Origin of the sequence: Paenibacillus sp. M-152 (assembly GCF_003856555.1) — a bacterium.
GTDB lineage: Bacteria > Bacillota > Bacilli > Paenibacillales > Paenibacillaceae > Paenibacillus > Paenibacillus polymyxa_C.
On sequence record NZ_CP034141.1, the window covers coordinates 1,040,183 to 1,057,743 of the forward strand.

At 43.6% G+C, this 17,561-nt stretch carries 15 protein-coding genes and 1 riboswitch; of the genes, 11 read left to right on the forward strand and 4 right to left on the reverse strand.

What is annotated here, in order from left to right:
* The first annotated feature begins 103 nt into the window (after window positions 1-103).
* Together EGM68_RS04770 and EGM68_RS04775 are read left to right on the forward strand one after the other, a co-directional pair.
* Window positions 104-553: a VOC family protein gene (locus EGM68_RS04770; protein WP_129548726.1), complete on the forward strand. Its 450-nt coding sequence runs from the start codon at window positions 104-106 to the stop codon at window positions 551-553.
* Window positions 554-662: 109 nt separating this feature from the next.
* Window positions 663-2,141 (forward strand): protein adenylyltransferase SelO, encoded by a 1,479-nt coding sequence (locus EGM68_RS04775; RefSeq protein ID WP_129548727.1) that lies wholly within the window; start codon window positions 663-665, stop codon window positions 2,139-2,141.
* A 109-nt stretch (window positions 2,142-2,250) separates the two neighbouring features.
* Here EGM68_RS04775 and EGM68_RS04780 read toward each other — a convergent pair whose 3' ends face one another.
* Complete coding sequence (locus tag EGM68_RS04780) at window positions 2,251-3,015, reverse strand: SDR family oxidoreductase (RefSeq protein WP_058710726.1); 765 nt, start codon at window positions 3,013-3,015, stop codon at window positions 2,251-2,253.
* A 487-nt stretch (window positions 3,016-3,502) separates the two neighbouring features.
* Here EGM68_RS04780 and EGM68_RS04785 point away from each other — a divergent pair, with 487 nt between their 5' ends.
* The 4 genes from EGM68_RS04785 to EGM68_RS04805 all read left to right on the forward strand — a co-directional run bounded on the left by EGM68_RS04785 (window position 3,503) and on the right by EGM68_RS04805 (window position 10,825).
* Entirely contained in the window at window positions 3,503-4,885 is a 1,383-nt protein-coding gene (locus EGM68_RS04785; protein ID WP_058710725.1) for an amino acid permease, read from the forward strand.
* Window positions 4,886-5,745: 860 nt separating this feature from the next.
* A complete protein-coding gene (locus tag EGM68_RS04795; RefSeq protein ID WP_129548728.1) occupies window positions 5,746-6,702 on the forward strand; it encodes a hypothetical protein in 957 nt (318 codons plus the stop codon).
* 113 nt (window positions 6,703-6,815) lie between these two features.
* Window positions 6,816-7,523 carry a hypothetical protein gene (locus EGM68_RS04800; RefSeq protein ID WP_058710722.1) on the forward strand — a complete coding sequence of 236 codons (708 nt, stop codon included), beginning with the start codon at window positions 6,816-6,818 and terminating at the stop codon, window positions 7,521-7,523.
* 419 nt (window positions 7,524-7,942) lie between these two features.
* On the forward strand, window positions 7,943-10,825 hold the full coding sequence (locus EGM68_RS04805; RefSeq protein WP_129548729.1) for a DUF3863 domain-containing protein: 2,883 nt from the start codon (window positions 7,943-7,945) through the stop codon (window positions 10,823-10,825).
* Window positions 10,826-10,937: 112 nt separating this feature from the next.
* On the opposite strand, the gene EGM68_RS04810 is transcribed toward EGM68_RS04805, so the two are convergent.
* A complete protein-coding gene (locus tag EGM68_RS04810) occupies window positions 10,938-11,612 on the reverse strand; it encodes an NAD(P)H-dependent oxidoreductase (RefSeq protein ID WP_129548730.1) in 675 nt (224 codons plus the stop codon).
* Window positions 11,613-11,754: 142 nt separating this feature from the next.
* Here EGM68_RS04810 and EGM68_RS04815 point away from each other — a divergent pair, with 142 nt between their 5' ends.
* From EGM68_RS04815 to EGM68_RS04830, 4 genes are all read left to right on the forward strand, one after another.
* Window positions 11,755-12,147, forward strand: a complete 393-nt coding sequence (locus EGM68_RS04815) for a winged helix-turn-helix transcriptional regulator (RefSeq protein WP_013369546.1) — start codon at window positions 11,755-11,757, stop codon at window positions 12,145-12,147.
* Between the two features lie 189 nt (window positions 12,148-12,336).
* Window positions 12,337-13,329 carry an ABC transporter substrate-binding protein gene (locus EGM68_RS04820; RefSeq protein WP_129548731.1) on the forward strand — a complete coding sequence of 331 codons (993 nt, stop codon included), beginning with the start codon at window positions 12,337-12,339 and terminating at the stop codon, window positions 13,327-13,329.
* Window positions 13,330-13,516: 187 nt separating this feature from the next.
* Entirely contained in the window at window positions 13,517-13,987 is a 471-nt protein-coding gene (locus EGM68_RS04825; RefSeq protein WP_058710720.1) for a MarR family transcriptional regulator, read from the forward strand.
* Between the two features lie 18 nt (window positions 13,988-14,005).
* The gene (locus EGM68_RS04830; RefSeq protein WP_129548732.1) at window positions 14,006-14,413 is read left to right on the forward strand and encodes a nuclear transport factor 2 family protein; all 408 of its coding nucleotides are present in this window, start codon (window positions 14,006-14,008) and stop codon (window positions 14,411-14,413) included.
* Window positions 14,414-14,547: 134 nt separating this feature from the next.
* Here the strand turns inward: EGM68_RS04830 and EGM68_RS04835 are convergent, their stop codons facing one another.
* Both EGM68_RS04835 and EGM68_RS04840 read right to left on the reverse strand, forming a co-directional pair.
* Window positions 14,548-15,183, reverse strand: coding sequence for a cyclodeaminase/cyclohydrolase family protein (locus tag EGM68_RS04835; RefSeq protein WP_129548733.1), 636 nt, complete (start codon window positions 15,181-15,183; stop codon window positions 14,548-14,550).
* Window positions 15,180-16,046 (reverse strand): bifunctional 5,10-methylenetetrahydrofolate dehydrogenase/5,10-methenyltetrahydrofolate cyclohydrolase, encoded by an 867-nt coding sequence (locus tag EGM68_RS04840; protein ID WP_013369551.1) that lies wholly within the window; start codon window positions 16,044-16,046, stop codon window positions 15,180-15,182. The genes EGM68_RS04835 and EGM68_RS04840 overlap by 4 nt, the downstream gene beginning before the upstream one ends.
* A gap of 113 nt (window positions 16,047-16,159) precedes the next feature.
* Window positions 16,160-16,244: riboswitch (ZMP/ZTP riboswitch) on the reverse strand.
* A gap of 212 nt (window positions 16,245-16,456) precedes the next feature.
* On the opposite strand from EGM68_RS04840, the gene desA reads away from it, so the two are divergent.
* Window positions 16,457-17,518, forward strand: coding sequence for a Delta(5) desaturase DesA (gene desA / locus EGM68_RS04845; RefSeq protein ID WP_058828974.1), 1,062 nt, complete (start codon window positions 16,457-16,459; stop codon window positions 17,516-17,518).
* The last annotated feature ends 43 nt before the right edge of the window (window positions 17,519-17,561 follow it).

Consider the following 17,561-nt stretch of genomic DNA (forward strand, 5'->3'; position numbering starts at 1 on the left):
GTGTCATGTTTTGAACCCTTTACATATGATAATAGGTTCAAGGTGATATATCAAATCTATAAGATATCTACCTACAAGCATGATATAAAAGGAGATTGAACCCATGAGTACAACACTGGAAATAGCTATTTTCTTATCCATGAACGGAAAAGCAAAGGAAGCTATAGCTTTTTACAAAAAACATTTTAACGCCGAGGAACGATTTCTCGTTACTTATCAAGATATGGCCAAACGTGACAGCTCAATACAGCTTACTGCTGAAAATAAAGATTATATTTCTCATTCTGTCTTATCGATCGGAAGAACAAAGGTTATGATAGCAGAAGAACCCATGAATCCCAATGAGGAATATACCGCAGGGAATAACACTTCATTATGTATTCAAAGTGCTGACATAGAAGAAATTGAACATTTTTATCATAGTCTAATAACAGATGATCGAGTGAAAATCATTGTACCTTTATCAAGTAACGTGTTTAGCCAAGCCTATGGTATTATTGAAGACCCATTCGGTATTCAAATACAATTCATGTTTGATCATCGGTTACAATAAAAAAGTAGGCTGAAAGGTACAACAGCATGGTGAAATGTGGATAATAAATGGATAGAAGTAAAAACTAAAATGGAAAAATCCAAGATACCACAGCAGAAAAGGAGACACTATGACGGAGAAAAAAGAAATAGCAGACAAAATAGGATGGAACTTCGACAACAGTTATTCTCGTCTGCCGGAATCCATGTTTACGAAGCTCAATCCAAATCCTGTTCGCTCACCAAAGCTGATCATTTTAAATCATCCGTTGGCAGTCTCACTGGGTTTGAACGAAAATGCGCTGCAAAGAGATGACGCCGTAGCAATGTTGGCCGGCAATCAGGTTCCCGAAGGTGCTACGCCTCTTGCTCAAGCTTACGCAGGACATCAATTCGGGCACTTTAACATGCTAGGAGACGGTCGGGCTCTACTGCTCGGCGAGCAGATCACTCCCTTGGGTAAACGGGTTGATATTCAGCTTAAGGGCTCAGGCAGAACGCCGTACTCTCGTCGTGGTGATGGCCGAGCGGCACTTGGGCCGATGCTCCGCGAATACATCATCAGCGAAGCGATGCATGCGCTAGGTATCGCTACCACCCGCAGCTTGGCGGTGGTAACCACGGGTGAGGCGATCGTCCGGGAAACAGAGCAACCCGGTGCCATTCTGACTCGTGTGGCTGCCAGTCATCTTCGTGTCGGCACCTTTCAATATGTCTCAGCATGGGGCACGTCCCAAGATCTGCGTACTCTGGCTGATTACACATTGGAACGGCACTATCCTGAAGTTGCCAATGACGAAAACCGTTACCTTTCACTGCTTCAGGAAGTGATTAAGCGTCAGGCGAAGCTGATCGCCCAATGGCAGCTAGTGGGTTTTATTCATGGAGTGATGAACACCGACAATATGACCCTTAGCGGAGAAACCATTGATTATGGTCCTTGCGCCTTTATGGATACCTATAATCCTGAGACGGTGTTCAGTTCCATCGACATGCAGGGCCGCTATGCTTATGTCAATCAGCCGCATATCGCTGCGTGGAATCTCGCGAGATTTGCGGAGACCCTCTTGCCGCTACTGCATGACAACAGAGAGCAGGCTGTCCAACTGGCCGAGGATGCAATTTCAGATTTTGCAAACATGTTTCGCCATCATTGGCTTACGGGAATGCGGGCCAAATTGGGGATCTTTAACGAAGAGCCGCAAGATGAATCCCTTATTGAGGATCTTCTTAAAATCATGCAGAAGCATCGCGCGGACTACACCAATACCTTCCGTGCTCTAACTTTAAACAAGCTGGAGGATGCGGATTTGTTCAGCACTGCGGATTTTACCCAGTGGAACAAGGAGTGGCAGGCGAGGCTGGACAGACAACAGGAATCCCAAGCCTCCTCGCATCAGCTGATGCGCAGCAGCAATCCTGCAATCATCCCGCGCAACCATCGGGTAGAAGAAGCACTGGAAGCTGCGGTGGAACGAGAAGATTACCGTGTGATGGAGCAGCTTCTTGAAGTTCTTTCGGACCCTTATGCTTATTCTACTGAACAGGAGGTTTACTCTACATTGCCTGAGGAATCCACTTGTCCTTACCGAACCTTCTGTGGTACCTGATCTGTAGTAGTCATGTTGAACAACTGGCTGATAATCTATTTCATGCGTTGGTGGAGAAGAACGACTTTCTCTCACCAACGCATTTTGCTTTTATTTTGAACCTGTTCATTTACAGATGAGATCCACCACTTGCATCAATCAATTGACCAGTGATCCAACGGCTATCCGATGAGGCAAGAAAGGCAGCTATATCTGCAACATCCTCAGGCTCGCCCCAGCGTTTAAAAGTTGATAGGCCGGCGGCAAATTTCTGCCCGTTGGGATCTTGTAATGTTCCGCTATTCATCTCTGTATTGATAATGCCAGGTTGGATGGCGTTGACTGTAATATGACGGCTCCCAAGTTGATGAGCCAAAACGCGTGTCAGTGTGTCGATTGCCCCCTTTGACATGCTATATGCGAAAACACTAGGGGAGGCCACGCGTGTAACAAACGATGAGAGATTGATAATGCGGCCTCCATTTTTTAGACGCGGCAAAGCTTGCTGGGTAACAAAAAGAGGTGCTTTGACATTCATGTTCATGACTTCGTCAAAAGATTCTTCTGTTGTCTCTTCTAGGGGGACAATTTGACCCATTCCAGCGTTATTGACGAGAATATTAAACCGATTATCGCCTGTACGTTCCCGAAGCGCTTTATCCAATTTCGCATATAAATCATAAACGCCGTTCAGGGCACTGAAGTCAGCACTGATCGTAAATGCAGCCCCTCCAAGTTGCTCAATTTGATGAACCACCTCATCTGCTTCTTTATGCCTTCTTCCGTAATGCACTGCGACAATGGCCCCCTCCCGAGCCAGACGTAATGCAATGCCACGACCGATTCCTCGACTTGCACCAGTTACTAAAGCGATTTGACCTTTTAACTTACTCATGTCTTCATCTCCTTGTTTGGAATTCATGCATAGTTATAGCACAAGGTAATGTTTGAAATGTTGCTCTTTCATTCGGAGTTCATGTTTTGCACTGTAGGGATACAGGTTTTAAATAAGCTTAATATCGTGATATTTATCATTGAAAAAATACGCATGTTTAACGCTCTAATGCATTACATTGAATTGACCAATGTTCAGAAAAATGAATCTCCTTCCTTTCCATTTCATGTCTAAAAATGTCTGCTAATTAGCAGTTGTATTTAGACGTTTTTTGTCATACAATGCATCTAATGCTACGGACTCGGTCTTAGAAACAGTAAGGTTTGGACGGCAAATAGGACGTGGTTGACTTTGTATATTTACGAATCGTGGAACTACTGTGTAGTCGTTCGGTCAACCACGTCAGTCTGAAAATTAATAATGTTTGGGGGCAGTTTTCCGGATCATTAGCATTTGATGACGAACATATACGAAGGGGAGCGTTCTTTTGGAATCGAAACAATTAACAAGAGGGCTGAAGCCACGGCACGTTGAGTTGATTGCGCTTGGAGGCACGATTGGCGTCGGCTTGTTTATGGGATCGGCAAGTACGATAAAATGGGCAGGTCCTTCGGTGCTGTTGGCTTATCTCTTAGCTGGGATTATTATGTTTTTTGTCATGCGGATCATGGGGGAAATGCTGATTCTTGAACCGGTGACGGGCTCATTTGCTACCTTTGCTCATAAATACATCAGCCCTTTGGCCGGTTTCTTGACCGCTTGGAGCTATTGGTTCTTATGGGTTACTGTAGGGATGGCGGAGGTCACTGCGATTGGGGTATATGTGGGCTACTGGTTCCCGGATATCCCGCAATGGTTGCCGGCTTTGGTAGGTGTAATTATTATTGCGCTGGCCAATTTGGCGGCTGTGAAATTTTATGGAGAATTTGAATTCTGGTTTGCGATGATTAAGATTATCGCTATTATCTTCATGTTAGTGGTTGGTACGGGGATTATCTTTTTTGGCCTCGGTAACGGCGGACAGCCGATAGGTCTATCCAATCTAGTCAGCCATGGTGGTTTTTTTGCAGGAGGGCTAAAAGGATTCCTATTTGCACTCTGTATTGTAACGGCGGCTTACCAGGGGATTGAGATGGTGGGCATTACAGCGGGTGAAGCAGAAAATCCTAAAATGACCCTGCGAAAAGCCATTAAAAACATCATCTGGCGTATTCTGATTTTTTACGTAGGGGCAATCTTTGTCATTGTTACGATTTATCCTTGGAACCAAATTGGCGAGATTGGCAGCCCGTTTGTTCTGACTTTTGCCAAGGTAGGAATTGTGGCTGCTGCGGGTATCATTAACTTTGTTGTACTCACAGCTGCGATGTCAGGTTGCAACAGTGGTATTTATAGTGCGGGCAGAATGTTATATACATTGGCTAAGAATGGACAAGCTCCTAAGTTCTTTGGGAAAGTTTCGGCAAGCGGCGTCCCTAGAAATAGTATAATAACGACCATTTCCTTGCTGCTGGTAGGGGTGTTATTTAACTACTTAATGCCTGATTCCAAACTATTTCTGTATATTTACAGCGCCAGCGTTCTCCCAGGTATGGTACCGTGGTTTGCATTAGCCATCAGTCAATTTAAATTCCGGAAAAAGTGGAAAAACGAAATGGAAGGTCATAACTTTAAGTCTCGTTTTTTCCCGATCAGTAATTACATTACGATTATTTTTCTGTTGCTCGTAATTGTTGGAATGTGGTTTAACCCGGACACACGCTTATCGTTGATTGTCGGGGCAACATTCATGGCGATCGTCGTTGTTGGATATTTTATCTTTGGTATAGGAAAGCGGCAGAGAATTGAAGAGTTAGAAAAAAACGAATAGGCTGCTCAAGATGTAGTATTTGCCGAGCGTAATTCAGATTACCTGAGTTGCGCTCGGCTTTTCTTTTTATATGAAGAGGAATAGAGCAATGAAAAGGCTGTAAGTGAGGTGAAAAAGTGTGTGGTTAACCTGTTGGCGCTACAAGTGCAAATATAGATACCAAAAAAGTGAGAAGAGAAACGGAGAAGTTGATTATTGCTATAACCTTACGTTGAGCCTTAAACTCCGTGATTCCAGAAAATAGAAACATAAACCCTAGGAAAAATTGTGAGACTTTGTATAAGTCTCCGTAGGTGTCTGGGTATGTGAGTGATAAAAAGGACGAGATCAAAGCAACTACGGCAAATATTAAAGTGAGAATTCGGTAGATATCCATTTTCTTGAACATAGATAAGTGCCCCCTTCCTTAAATAACGCCAAGTGTATTATCTATTCTAAAGGTCAGACCGTGGGACTTCAAATAAATAGAAAAAAAGGAGTAGGCGGAATGTTGCAAGATAAAACAAGGACCATTCGGATGTGTGTGAAGTTCCTAGGTCATGAGCTTCGTTTTTCGTATTCGGGTTAGAAATTATAAGCGTGCAGGAGTAGTACCGAGGATTGCCGTATTCTAAAAGTCAACAGGAAATTTGCCCATTTTCAGCGTGATAATCACGTCTTTAGTTCAGAAAACAACGTATTACTATAAAACAAACTGAGCTTAATCAGGAGGATGGTCCAGTATTCCCTCATTTTTATTTCTGATAAGATGAATTCCATATTATTGAAGATACCATTGGCCTGCGAGGATACATGTGAAGCTTAGTCTATGGTAGGTATGGATGGCAGAATGATACACCAAGAAATGAGGAAAACATCAGATGAAGGTAAAGAAGTATATTATTTTGATGACTGCTGTCATGAGTTTATCTGCTATGCTGGCAGCATGCGGTGACTCCAAGAAACAAAATGAAGGTGAGGCTACGACTGGAGCGACTACGTCTACAGTTGCCACAGCTACACAGACGCCCAAAGTGGATCGTGATGTTGCGGGACAAGCAAATGTGGAAGCTACTGCGAGCAGTACAGTGGACAAAGCGGCAAAAGCTGAGACCAACACAAAAACGTATGCAGACATGGCTAAAGAAGCAACGAAACCAGACCAGCAAGCAGGCCAAATAGGACTAAATACAACACAAGAGCAGCTCCTTTCCTTTGCGGATCGTTATGGGCTGGTACGGGTGCCAAACCATCCCATTCGGCGGGTTTCCGATCCAACCGGAAAACATATCAACATCGCAAATTACAGCGACTCTGTTGTAAATTTATATACAGAAAAGCCAATTCACCCGAATACGGATGAGTTTATTCATGAGGCTTATACTTATTTTACAGAGGGAGTTGCTCCGGGAGAGACCTACAAGAAATGGGAGGAAACTTCTAATACAGAAAGAGGGCTCATCAAAATGCTCTACCTGTCACGCGAGGGACTTCTTATTTTAGAAGAAGCGATGAAGACGCATGATTACTCTACTCCATCAGTCCAAAATACGCTGGGCTTCTTTAAGGTTGCTTCGAAATTTGAGTCTATGATACCTGTTGCACAGACGCCCACAGACATTAGTTTGTACAATATGTATGATCAACAAGTTAAACCAGAGTGGAAGAAACTGAGTGATATTAAAAACCCTGCGGCGAATGAAAAGGCCTTTGCTGCCGCCTATCAAAAAGCAAGAAACGAGACCAATAATCTCATGGGGTTGTTGAACATTATGGTGTCTACGGAAATGGAAAAACGTCTCAAAGCAGCAACTGATCCGCAGAAGACAGAAAAATAGAAAAGACATAATTTATCCACAATTCCTTCTAATATTTAACTGTTAGTAGAATTATTGAAAAGCTATAATTCTAATGATGATTTGATTGTACTTGAAGAAAAGAGGTTGTGGGTATGATGTTGAAAAAATGGCCAGTAGTATTCATGATAGGTATTATCATGCTGGTATCCGTAGGGTGGAACAGTGGAATATCTTATGCAAAATATTATTACGAATACTCTTGGGATCAGTACAAGGGGACTGAAATCAAGACCTACAGGCTGACACCGGTAGCTGGTAGAGCTGGATTTATGGATCAGGAAAAGGCCTTTGCTGCGATTAGCAAAACCCCGAATGTGTATGGAAAGTTCAGTGGCTATCGAACAGAGAAAACAACTGAATTTGCAACCAAGAGTGTAACGGATGAGGTTTATAAATATGCAGTTGTTGATTTTAATACCGACAAGGAGCCAGAAACTGTAGACTACGTTAATCCAAAAGACGGAATTCCTCATACATGGAACGGAAACGATGAGATTCGAATTTTTATGAGAGGATCTGAGGCAGCTTCGTTGGCTGAGCTGTTTTATGAGGGAACTCCAAGTGAAGAACGCTATCATTTTAATGCTGACGATGTATACTTAGTTACATTCTGGTCCAGCGCAGCAAAACCAGTCACTGGAATGTCTGCTGAAGCACTAGTTGAGGAAGGCCCCTCTACGCTTATAAACCGAGAGTGGGTAGCTCAAATAAAAGACAAAGATCCTGCTGCTTATCCACAAAACGGATCTTTAAAGGGCTACTTTTATATTTATAAGGGCTCTGAGTTGAAAAAGGATTAGAAAGAGAAGACAGAATTTAAAAAGTGCATCTTACACAAATAAATGAGATAACATTTTGTATTCAGACGAATGCGGATACAGGTGTCATCTCTTTTTTTGTTTGTATACATGAATAAAATGATAACCCAAAGGTGATAAATATTTAATTACCAATGAAAACCATTGTTTAGTGATAGGGAATGACGGCTTAAAAAAACATGCTGAATGAGCAGGACAGCAGATTGCTCAAACCACTTTTTTTGCTGGCTTTATTCAATCCTAGGGAGATTATTCCGATAAACCAAGTATATACAGTTTGGTGTTAACAGTAATGAAAAATCGTTTGAAAACAAAAGAGATTTATTTTCAAAGTTGATATGAAGGTACAGGTGAAAGTGGCCCAGTGCCATCTCGTAAAGGAGGTGTAATGATCTCAAATAATGAACTGTGAAAAAAGGTTGAAACAAATTAGGCATTACATGGCTGGTTTACTGGCTGTCTGGTTGTTCTGTATACATAGTGCGCCTGTTTTTGCGAACAGAGCCTTTAACGATATCGAACATTCCTATGCAGCTGATGCGATTGAGGCCATGGCTGCTCAAGGTTATGTTACAGGTTATCAGGATGGGAGCTTTCGACCTTTACATTTTATCTCGCGTCAGGAATGGGCAAGCATTTTTGCTAAAACCTTAAAGCGAACATCGAATAACAGAGGCGTAACTTCTTTTCGGGATGTGTCACCATGGGCCTTACCTTATGTACAGGCCTTGCAGGAAGAGAGCATTACGAAAGGGATTAGCGATCAATTATTTGGTGCCAAGCACAATATGACCCGTCAGGATATGGCCGTTTGGTATGCCCGGTATTTTGGTGTTACTGATGATACCCGATCTGCTGGAATATCCAGTTTTGTGGATCAATCAGATATATCAGACTATGCACAAACGAGTGTATGGCTAATGGAACGGTTGGAGCTGATTGAGGGTGATACGAATCACTATTTCCATCCTAAAGAGTCTGTGAGACGGCAGGATGCCACGCTGGTTGCTTATCGGATATGGCTAGGCGGTGACGGTCTGAGAGAACGTGCCAAACGTTTGTTGGATTCATTAGGAAATGGAGCTGCAACGATGCCTCAGGCGACCAGCCAACAAGAATCGCAGAAGATTGCGGTCGATTTGACACCGGAAATTAGGCAACAACCTGTGAATTCGGAAATTGAGGAGCCTAAAAGGCATCGCCCAAGACCTGATTCACCAGTCTCCCCGGTGACACCAATAGAGCCGAAACCGGAACCGCCGGTGATACCACCGAAACCGAGACCGGACTCGCCAGTCACACCACCGGTGCCTAATCCCAAACCACCAGTAATTCCAGTAGATCCATCGGATCCTTCTTCGGATTTTCTGGTAGATGAAGTCGTAATCAAGGCGGAGGAGCTGGTAAATCAGCCGGAAACGTACCCTTCGTATCAGCTATCCTTTCAGCTCTACCATGAAGGGCGTCCAGTAAGCATTCCTGCTGCCAGCGTCACAAGTGTTACGTACACATTTAGTGATGAGTTAGGCGTGTTTGATATACAAGGGAAAATCGCACATCCTGAAAATATTCCGGCTGCGGACAGCTTCATTCCTGTAGAGATGAAGGTCACTATTGCCAAACCTTATCAGGTCCTTACAGCTCAGACCAAGCTGATCGTGAAAGGGAAGACTCCGCCGGCAGAGCCACCGAACGTAATCAGGTCCGTATACTTGTCTACGTATACTATTTCAGAGGCGGCTGCTTTAGATCCCGCTACTTGGAAAATGTCCTACGTATTTCATAATGCTAAAGGAGAGGTTATAGCTCCTGAAATGCTGCCGTCCGACTTGATACTTCGGGTAGAGGATTCCAGAGGAATATTTGACGAGGATGGAAAGATTGCCAATCTGCATTTGATTCCAGCAGTGAACTCAGCCATTCCATTAAAAATTGTGGTTGAGTCACCATCCCAGGGGATTCACTTCACATCTGATGCGGAATTAAGGGTAGAACCCGGAGAACGCAAGAAGCAATATTTTGCTGTCTCCATCATGCTGCAGGGAAGCGTGACTACCGTAGACCAAATCAAGCAATCTCGTCAATTGCTGATGGATCACTTTGGTCCCAACATCAAAGTGACGTGGGCGATGGAAAACGGATTTGTTTTTGTGGAATCGAACCGACCGCAGCTTAAACAGGTTCTGGATTACGTCGATCAGTATGGAGATGAAGTCGGGATACTGGCCGGGTATCCGAACCAGCAGAAGTTTCCTGTTTGGGAAGTAAAGATGGATGAGTGGCTGTACATGTACCGTTACAATGCATTCAATGAGCTACACCAATCTGGTTCGATGGGATCACCATCCGTGTTTGAAAGCATGGATACAGACCAATATCGGAAGTATCTGCCGAAATCATTGACCAGCTTTACGGTGAATCCTGAACAGACTCAATGGTTAAAAGATCACTATCGAATTACATCCGCGATGGGATGGTCGGCTACACAATATAATGTCAACGGCATGTATGGTGAGGGCTCACCTTTGATGCCTTACTGGTCTAATAAAGACAATCCGATTGTTCCCGCACAAGGAATTGCTGATAATAGCGGTACCGTATTCATGAACTCGGTTACGATTGATCCGATTGGATCACGCTATACCAAAGATTCCTCACGCTGGACTCTTCATCCGGGTGACCCCTATGTGACGGAGATGGATGCGGCACCACAACTGTATATAGTACAGCAATATTTGGATAACCCTTATCAACGTATAAATACGGTAAACTACTTGTCCATTATTTTGGACATTAACGCACTTGCCAACACCCACAAAATGGGTCCAATATGGGAGAACTTTGTGAATCATTTCCCGCTTGATCGCAAGGTCGAGATTGTGGGTGTGGACGGGCTGAAACAGGTTTATGAATCGGTAGCAGGATCCAATAATGATCATACCGAGTTTACGCTCATGTTTAGAGGTTCAGGTATTAAGACGGCTATGGATTCCAATAATTCACCAGCAAATCTGCGCTATTTGTGGACTGAAAATGCCTCACAGCGGATTATTTTATCCAAAGAGGATGGAGATGCGGAATGGTCTATTATTGACTTTACCGATTATACCCAAAAACCGGTTCCGAAGATGGATTACAACCTGGATGGTCACACGGACGTAAGCTATGTCACCGGAAGGAACTTCAAACTATGTCCAACGGCTCCTTTAACAGCAGATGAAATTCAGCGCGTGAAAGCTCGTTTGAAGGACATCTATTTCGTGGAAGAAGTGAACTATCAGTAAGCGTATGAAGTGATAAAACTTGTAGGACCTGAGTTTTATGAAAAGAGGGCGCCCCATAGCCATGGAAATGGCTGTGGAGCGCCCTTTGCTTTAAAGAAGGATATTCCGCGTTTTACACCCACTCTACAATCTGATCTACAGGTCGACGAGTTTTGTCGCGCGGCTCGTTCAGGCGGTAGCCAAAAGCCACCATGCAAGAAATACCGAAATGCTCGGCATCCATAATGCCTTCTTCGGAAAGGATACGTTCAATTTCTTGTTTATTAAAACCCTCGATCGGGCAGGAATCAATGCCGATTTGAGCTGCGGCAGTCATCATATTGCCCAGAGCGATATAGGTTTGTCGGCATGCCCACTCGAACATAGCTCTTTCATTTTCCTCAAGCGCAAAATCTGATTTTAGGAAGGCATCATATACCTTCTCTTTGCCTTGCATCACTTCAGCAGGTAATTGCTGCACGTTTTCCATCATATTCTTGATATAATCGGATGAAGCTACCATATCTTTAGGCAATCTGGAGAGAATAAGTACGAAATGGCTTGCTGTTGGTAGCTGTTTTGTGGCCCCCCAAGAATAGGGCAGCAGTTTCTCACGCATCTCTTTACTTTGGACGACAACAAATTTCCAGGGTTCAAAGCCAAACGAGCTTGGGGATAAACGACCGGTTTCAAGAATAAACTCAAAATCGGAGTCGCTAATTTTCTTATGACTATCAAATTCCTTTGTAGCATGTCTGAACTTGTATGCAGCTAAAATTTGATCTTTAGTGGTTGTTAGGGTTTTCATCGTGATTCCACTCCTTATGGATGTGATTGAAATTGACGCTTATCAAGTGCATGACTAATATTAGAATATATATAATCGTTTTGGAAGTACGCACATTAATGTGCTGTAGTATATAAAATGATACCAAGGAGGAGAAGGGCCAATGCGCAATCGGAAAGGCGGCTTTGGTGAGTGTACCGCTGGGAATGATCAGGCGTGTCCTGTTGAGTACACGTTGGATGTGATTGGGGGCAAGTGGAAAGGGATTATTTTATACCATCTCATGTATGGGACTAAGCGATTTAGTGATTTTCGGCGGATCTGTCCGGGAATTACCCAGCGTATGCTGACACTTCAATTGCGCGAGCTGGAAGAGGATGGTGTCGTTCACCGTGAAGTCTACCAGCAGGTTCCGCCTAAGGTCGAATACTCTCTCACCGAATTTGGAGAAACACTGATCCCGATTATTAACTTGATGAAGGATTGGGGAGAAGAATATAAAACAAAACAGCGATCACCAGCAAGCAGCCTCCAGCAACCTAGCCCCAATGTGTAGGTTTTTGAGACGGCTTCACGAAAAGACCTGGCCAATATTTTGGCAGGTCTTTTTATTTTAGTAGTGAAATAATACAAAGTTCGCTTTTTAGTTGACAGCAAGGATGGCACTTGATATATTTCTTACGATATTGATAATCATTATCATGTTGGGATAAGGCTATTCCATATTACATAGGGGGCTAATAGGTTGAGGAACAAATCGATTTTTATGCTGGCTACTTTGATGCTTGTATTGGCTGTATTTATCAGCGCATGCGGCGGAAATAACACTGGAAATAATCCCGCTTCAACTTCAGGAGATAAGCAAGAGTCGGCTTCTACTGGAGAAACAAGAAGCTTTAAAACGGTTAAAGGGGATATTCAAATTCCCGCTAAGCCGCAGCGTATTGTAACGGATTTTTACGGCGGAGAGTTGCTGTCCGTGGGTGCTAACGTGGTGGGTGTAGAGCCGACTGCGTTTCAAAATCCTTTTTTGACCGATTTGCTAAAGGAAAAAGGAACCAAAGAGGTGGGGGATCCGACCAATTTAGAAAAGACACTGGAACTCAAACCCGATCTGATCGTGGTTATGAAGGATACCAATTATGAGGCTTTGTCTAAAATTGCACCTACCCTGTACATTCCGTACGGTACGACGACTAATATCTATGATACGGTCAAGCTGTTCGGCGATATCACTGGGGAAAAGGAGAAGGCTGAGCAATTTATTGCTGCATTTGATAAAAAGGCTGCTGAAGGCCGTGCTCGTCTGAAGGGTGTTATTGACGAAAAGGCAACTTTCGGTTTGTATGAGCTGACGGACAAGAACGCACTTTGGATCTTTGGCGACAATGCGGGACGAGGCGGACAAGCCGTATACAATGCGCTCAAACTGAACATGCCGAAAAAGACAGCTAATTCCAAGGAACAATCCATACAGCTTTCAATGGAGGTACTGCCGCAGTATGACGCAGATTACATGTTCCTGACTACGTATGATCCAGACAAAAAGGGAACCGCGCTTAAGCAACTGAAATCGTCCGCTGTGTGGGGGAATCTGCCTGCGGTGAAGAATAATAAAGTGTTCTTTAATGATTTTGATACGTACTATCGCTACGATCCGATCGCTATTACCGGACAGATTGATATGGTTGTGGATATGCTGGTTGAAAGAGAGAAAGAGAATAAAGCTAAAAAATAGGTGTGAGATTCACCTGGAATAAGCACTTCACTACACGGACAACAGACCGCGGTGAGGTGCTTTTTTTGTTGATTTGTTGAGCAGATACAAAGGTTGTACCAAGGAATCATGAGATGAAATTTGACAATTATATTGTTAACCGATAAATTATTTTTATTAACCGGTTAATAAAAAACATGGAGGATTTATGAGTCAATCCAAACACGAACGGACATTTGAGGCTATCCAACATTTTATACTGGAAAGAGAAAAAAGTGCACAGAGACGTCAAGCTTTACTAGAGACTCTAACAGAAGAAGTGGTGAGGGAGAAGCGGAGATGGACGATTACCCAGCTTCATATTCTCTCTCTGGTTAGCAACAGTCAGGGAAGTATGAATAACACATCATTGGCTGCTGAACTGAATATATCCAAGCCAGCGGTCACCAAAGCCGTGAATATTCTTATAGAACACCATTTGTTACTGACGTCAAAAAAGTCGGATAATCATAAGGAATTATATTATAACGTAACGGATGAAGGCAGGCAGTTAGCTGCTGTACATGATCGGATGCACCGGCAATTAAAGGAACAATACGAGCAATTATTTGATGCTTTTTCGGAAGATGAATTAGACGTAGTCATCCGATTTCTGCATGCATGGTCCCGACTACTATAAAGATGTGGAGAGAACAGAATGAACAGAGCAGAGGCAAAAGCATTTCTAACTTGTATGTATAATGACATAGTCGTGGGTTTAAAGGTAGAGAAGATTCCTGATTATTTTGTACCTGAATATATTCAAGTTACAGATGGAGTCACCACAAATTTGGAGGAATTTACTCAGCATATTACCACGTTAAAAAGCCTGATCGACAACATCACCATTTCACCATTTAATGATTTTTTGTATGATGATGAGCTGCAAAGTGTCACTTTACGCTATACCGTAGACATTACGAAGAAAAATGGAATGAAGGGACAGGTGGAGTTGATTGCTATTTTTGAATTTAAAGATGGCAAGATCCGACGTTGTAACGAATTGTCATGCCCTCTGACAAGTGACGAGAGCTTTAAGGAAATTGCGAGCATCAACCAAAAGTAAAGATAGTATCTTTTTTTGGGAGCAATAAAATAACCTCCAAACCCAACGATTAAAGATGGGTTTGGAGGTTATTTGTAATCACCAAATAGGCAGAATATTTTGGTTATTACAACTTGCGCACAGTTATAAGCTGATTAATTAGCAATTCGACTGCGCACAGTCAATAAGGTTTGCTCTTTAATTTGTCCGATTTCACGGAGGAGTACGGCTGTTTTGGCTTCGTAGGATTGTTTGACATCCAAGTCCTTGAGCGAGGCAAGGTTAATATCAATGGTAAGCAGGGCCGATTGAGCGGCTGCTTCAAACAAAATCGCGCCGATGCCCAGATCAGAGATCACATTTTTATTGGATATTTCAACAATGTTGTAAGCTTGTGATAGTCCGTCCCGGCATACTTCGAGCAGGCGCATAGGGACCTCAATGGCAGCAATCACCGCTGTTTGTAAGGAATGGGTACGATAGCGCTTTTCTTCGTCTGTTTCTTTGGGCAAACGCAACGCGGTCATGTACTGTTCAAAGGATTGGATGTCTGCGGCCATCAGTTCCTCACAATGTGTAGACAATCTCTCCATGCTGCTAATGACTTGCGCGAATTGTTCACGGAAGTGCGCGTATTTTTCTCCTTTTGAAAGGTTGGCGGTCATGGAGGTCATAGCTGCGCCTAGTGCCGCAGTCAGCGCGGATACACTTCCTCCGCCGGGGGTAGGCGCTGCACTTGCAGCTTCTTTCAGAAAATGTGCGATGGACTGATTCCACGACAGTTTACTCATGAATAAACCACCTCTCTGGAGTAATGTTGCAGACGTATCGCTTTGAGCAAGTTTTTGTACAAAATTGCAGTCGTTAAGGTACCCACACCGCCGGGAACGGGAGAAATAGCATGTACCTTTTCTACAACGTCCGGAGCAGCGTCACCCACGATTTTTCCCTCCAGCGTCTCATTAATCCCTGCATCCACGAGAATTAGACCTGGATGCACCATATCCTGCGTAATCACATCAGGGCATCCAACTGCGACGAAGGCAATGTCTGCATGGTTCAGATGCTCTGCAATATCACGTGTACCTGCATGACAGGCGGTGACGGTGGCATTTTCTCTTTGCAGCATGTGGAAAAGGGGAAGTCCCACCGTCTGCCCAATGCCCACGAGCGTGACATTTTTGCCTGCCAAGGAGTGGCCGTAATGCTTCAACAGTTCAATACAGGCTTGAGGTGTAGCGGGGTACAGCCCTGCGTCACCCGTAACGGTAGCCAGCTTGTTATCAGGTGTAATTCCATCAATATCCTTGTAGGGGGCGATGGATTGTTTAATAACGGAGGCGGAAAGATGTTGAGGAAGCGGGAGTTCCAGCATAATGCCATGTACATGGGATGCATCATTTAGGGTGCCGATCAGGTGCAGAAGCTCGGCTTCGCTTACATGACGATTAAAAGTATGGAGATGAAATGAGATGCCCAGCTTCTCTGCTATTTTTTGCTTGGTCCGTGCATAGTATGCAGATGCCGGATCACCTTCTACCAACAGGGTTGCCAGATGGGGACGGTGTCCTTGCTGTTTCATTTGCTCTACTTGGGAACGGATCGTTGCATACACTTGCTCAGCTGCTTCTTTGGATTTCATGATAATAGCCATAGTCCGAGCCTCCTCTGAATTTATCGCATAATAGAATCAACAGGGTGTCATGGTCTTAAAAAACGAAAAAAAGTATTTGCACAAGGTCGTCAAGACAGACGAATCCTCTGCAAATACTTCTCCCAGGCGAACGGTACGCTTTGTTTGTATGCTCCCTCGTGGTTGATTCCACTGACTTCGCCAGTCACATACAGCGTTATATATCTTACATTTTAACAAAAAAACAGCAGAAAGGAAACCCGCGAACATTTGGCAAACAGGTTTGGTTAGTTGTCTATATGACAAATGTCATATGCCCGAACTGACGTTTATGACTACAGCAGATCCAGCGGTCTCCTTATACTGAGCTTAGACCAACATGTACGCCTGACAGGATCAAGGTATGGGCTGCATTTTAAAGGAGGATCATAATGGGTATGACACAACTCCCGTTAGCTCAATTGAAAAAAAATATGGCTCCCTACGAGAAAATAAACACGAAATCCAGCGTTCTGCAACTTATCAATACCTTGGGACCGCTAATCCTATTGTGGTATGCCGCTTATCTTAGCCTGGCGGTTTCTTACTGGATTACGCTTCCAATTACCATTATTGCGGCAGGGTTTGTGGTACGGACGTTTATTATCTTTCATGATTGTGGTCATCAATCTTTTTTCAAAAGTCGCAAGCTGAACGATATTGTGGGAACGATTACAGGGATTATTACGCTCTGCCCTTATCACCAATGGAAAAATAGTCACGCGATCCACCATGCAACCAGCAGTAATCTGGATAAAAGAGGCACAGGTGATATGTGGGTGCTCACGGTAGAAGAGTACACAGCGGCTTCCACATGGACACGGATGGCCTATCGTATATATCGAAATCCTTGGGTTATGTTCGGGCTAGGTCCGATCTATACTTTTTTGATTTCCTATCGGTTTAATGTCAAGACAGCCAAACGTAAGGAAAAAATAAACACTTATGTGACGAATATATCCATCGTTGCATTGTATGCACTGTTGTGCTGGGCTATTGGCTGGCAGGCATTCCTTCTGGTACAGACGCCTATCTTTTTTGTCTCTGGTATGTTGGGAATCTGGCTGTTCTATGTGCAACACCAGTTTGAGGATTCGTATTTTGAGCATGATGAAGAGTGGAGTTATATTAATGCGGCTGTAGAAGGCAGCTCTTACTACAAGCTCCCTAAAGTATTGCAATGGATTACGGGCAATATTGGTTTTCATCACGTTCATCACCTGAGCCCGAAAGTGCCAAATTACAATTTGGAGAAAGCGCATGAAGCCACACCGTTGCTGCAAAAGGCGACCACGATCACAGTGAGTAGCAGTCTGCAATCTTTGAAATTCCGACTGTGGGATGAAAGTACCAAAACCTTTCTGACCTTTAAACAAGTAAAGCCGCTGCTTAGCAAACGTGTTGGCGCTTCAAAACCCATCCCCACACCTGTTGTAGGCACGGATAGAAAATAGACGTTGTACGGAAATTGGTATGTTAAGATAGGGATATCTAAAG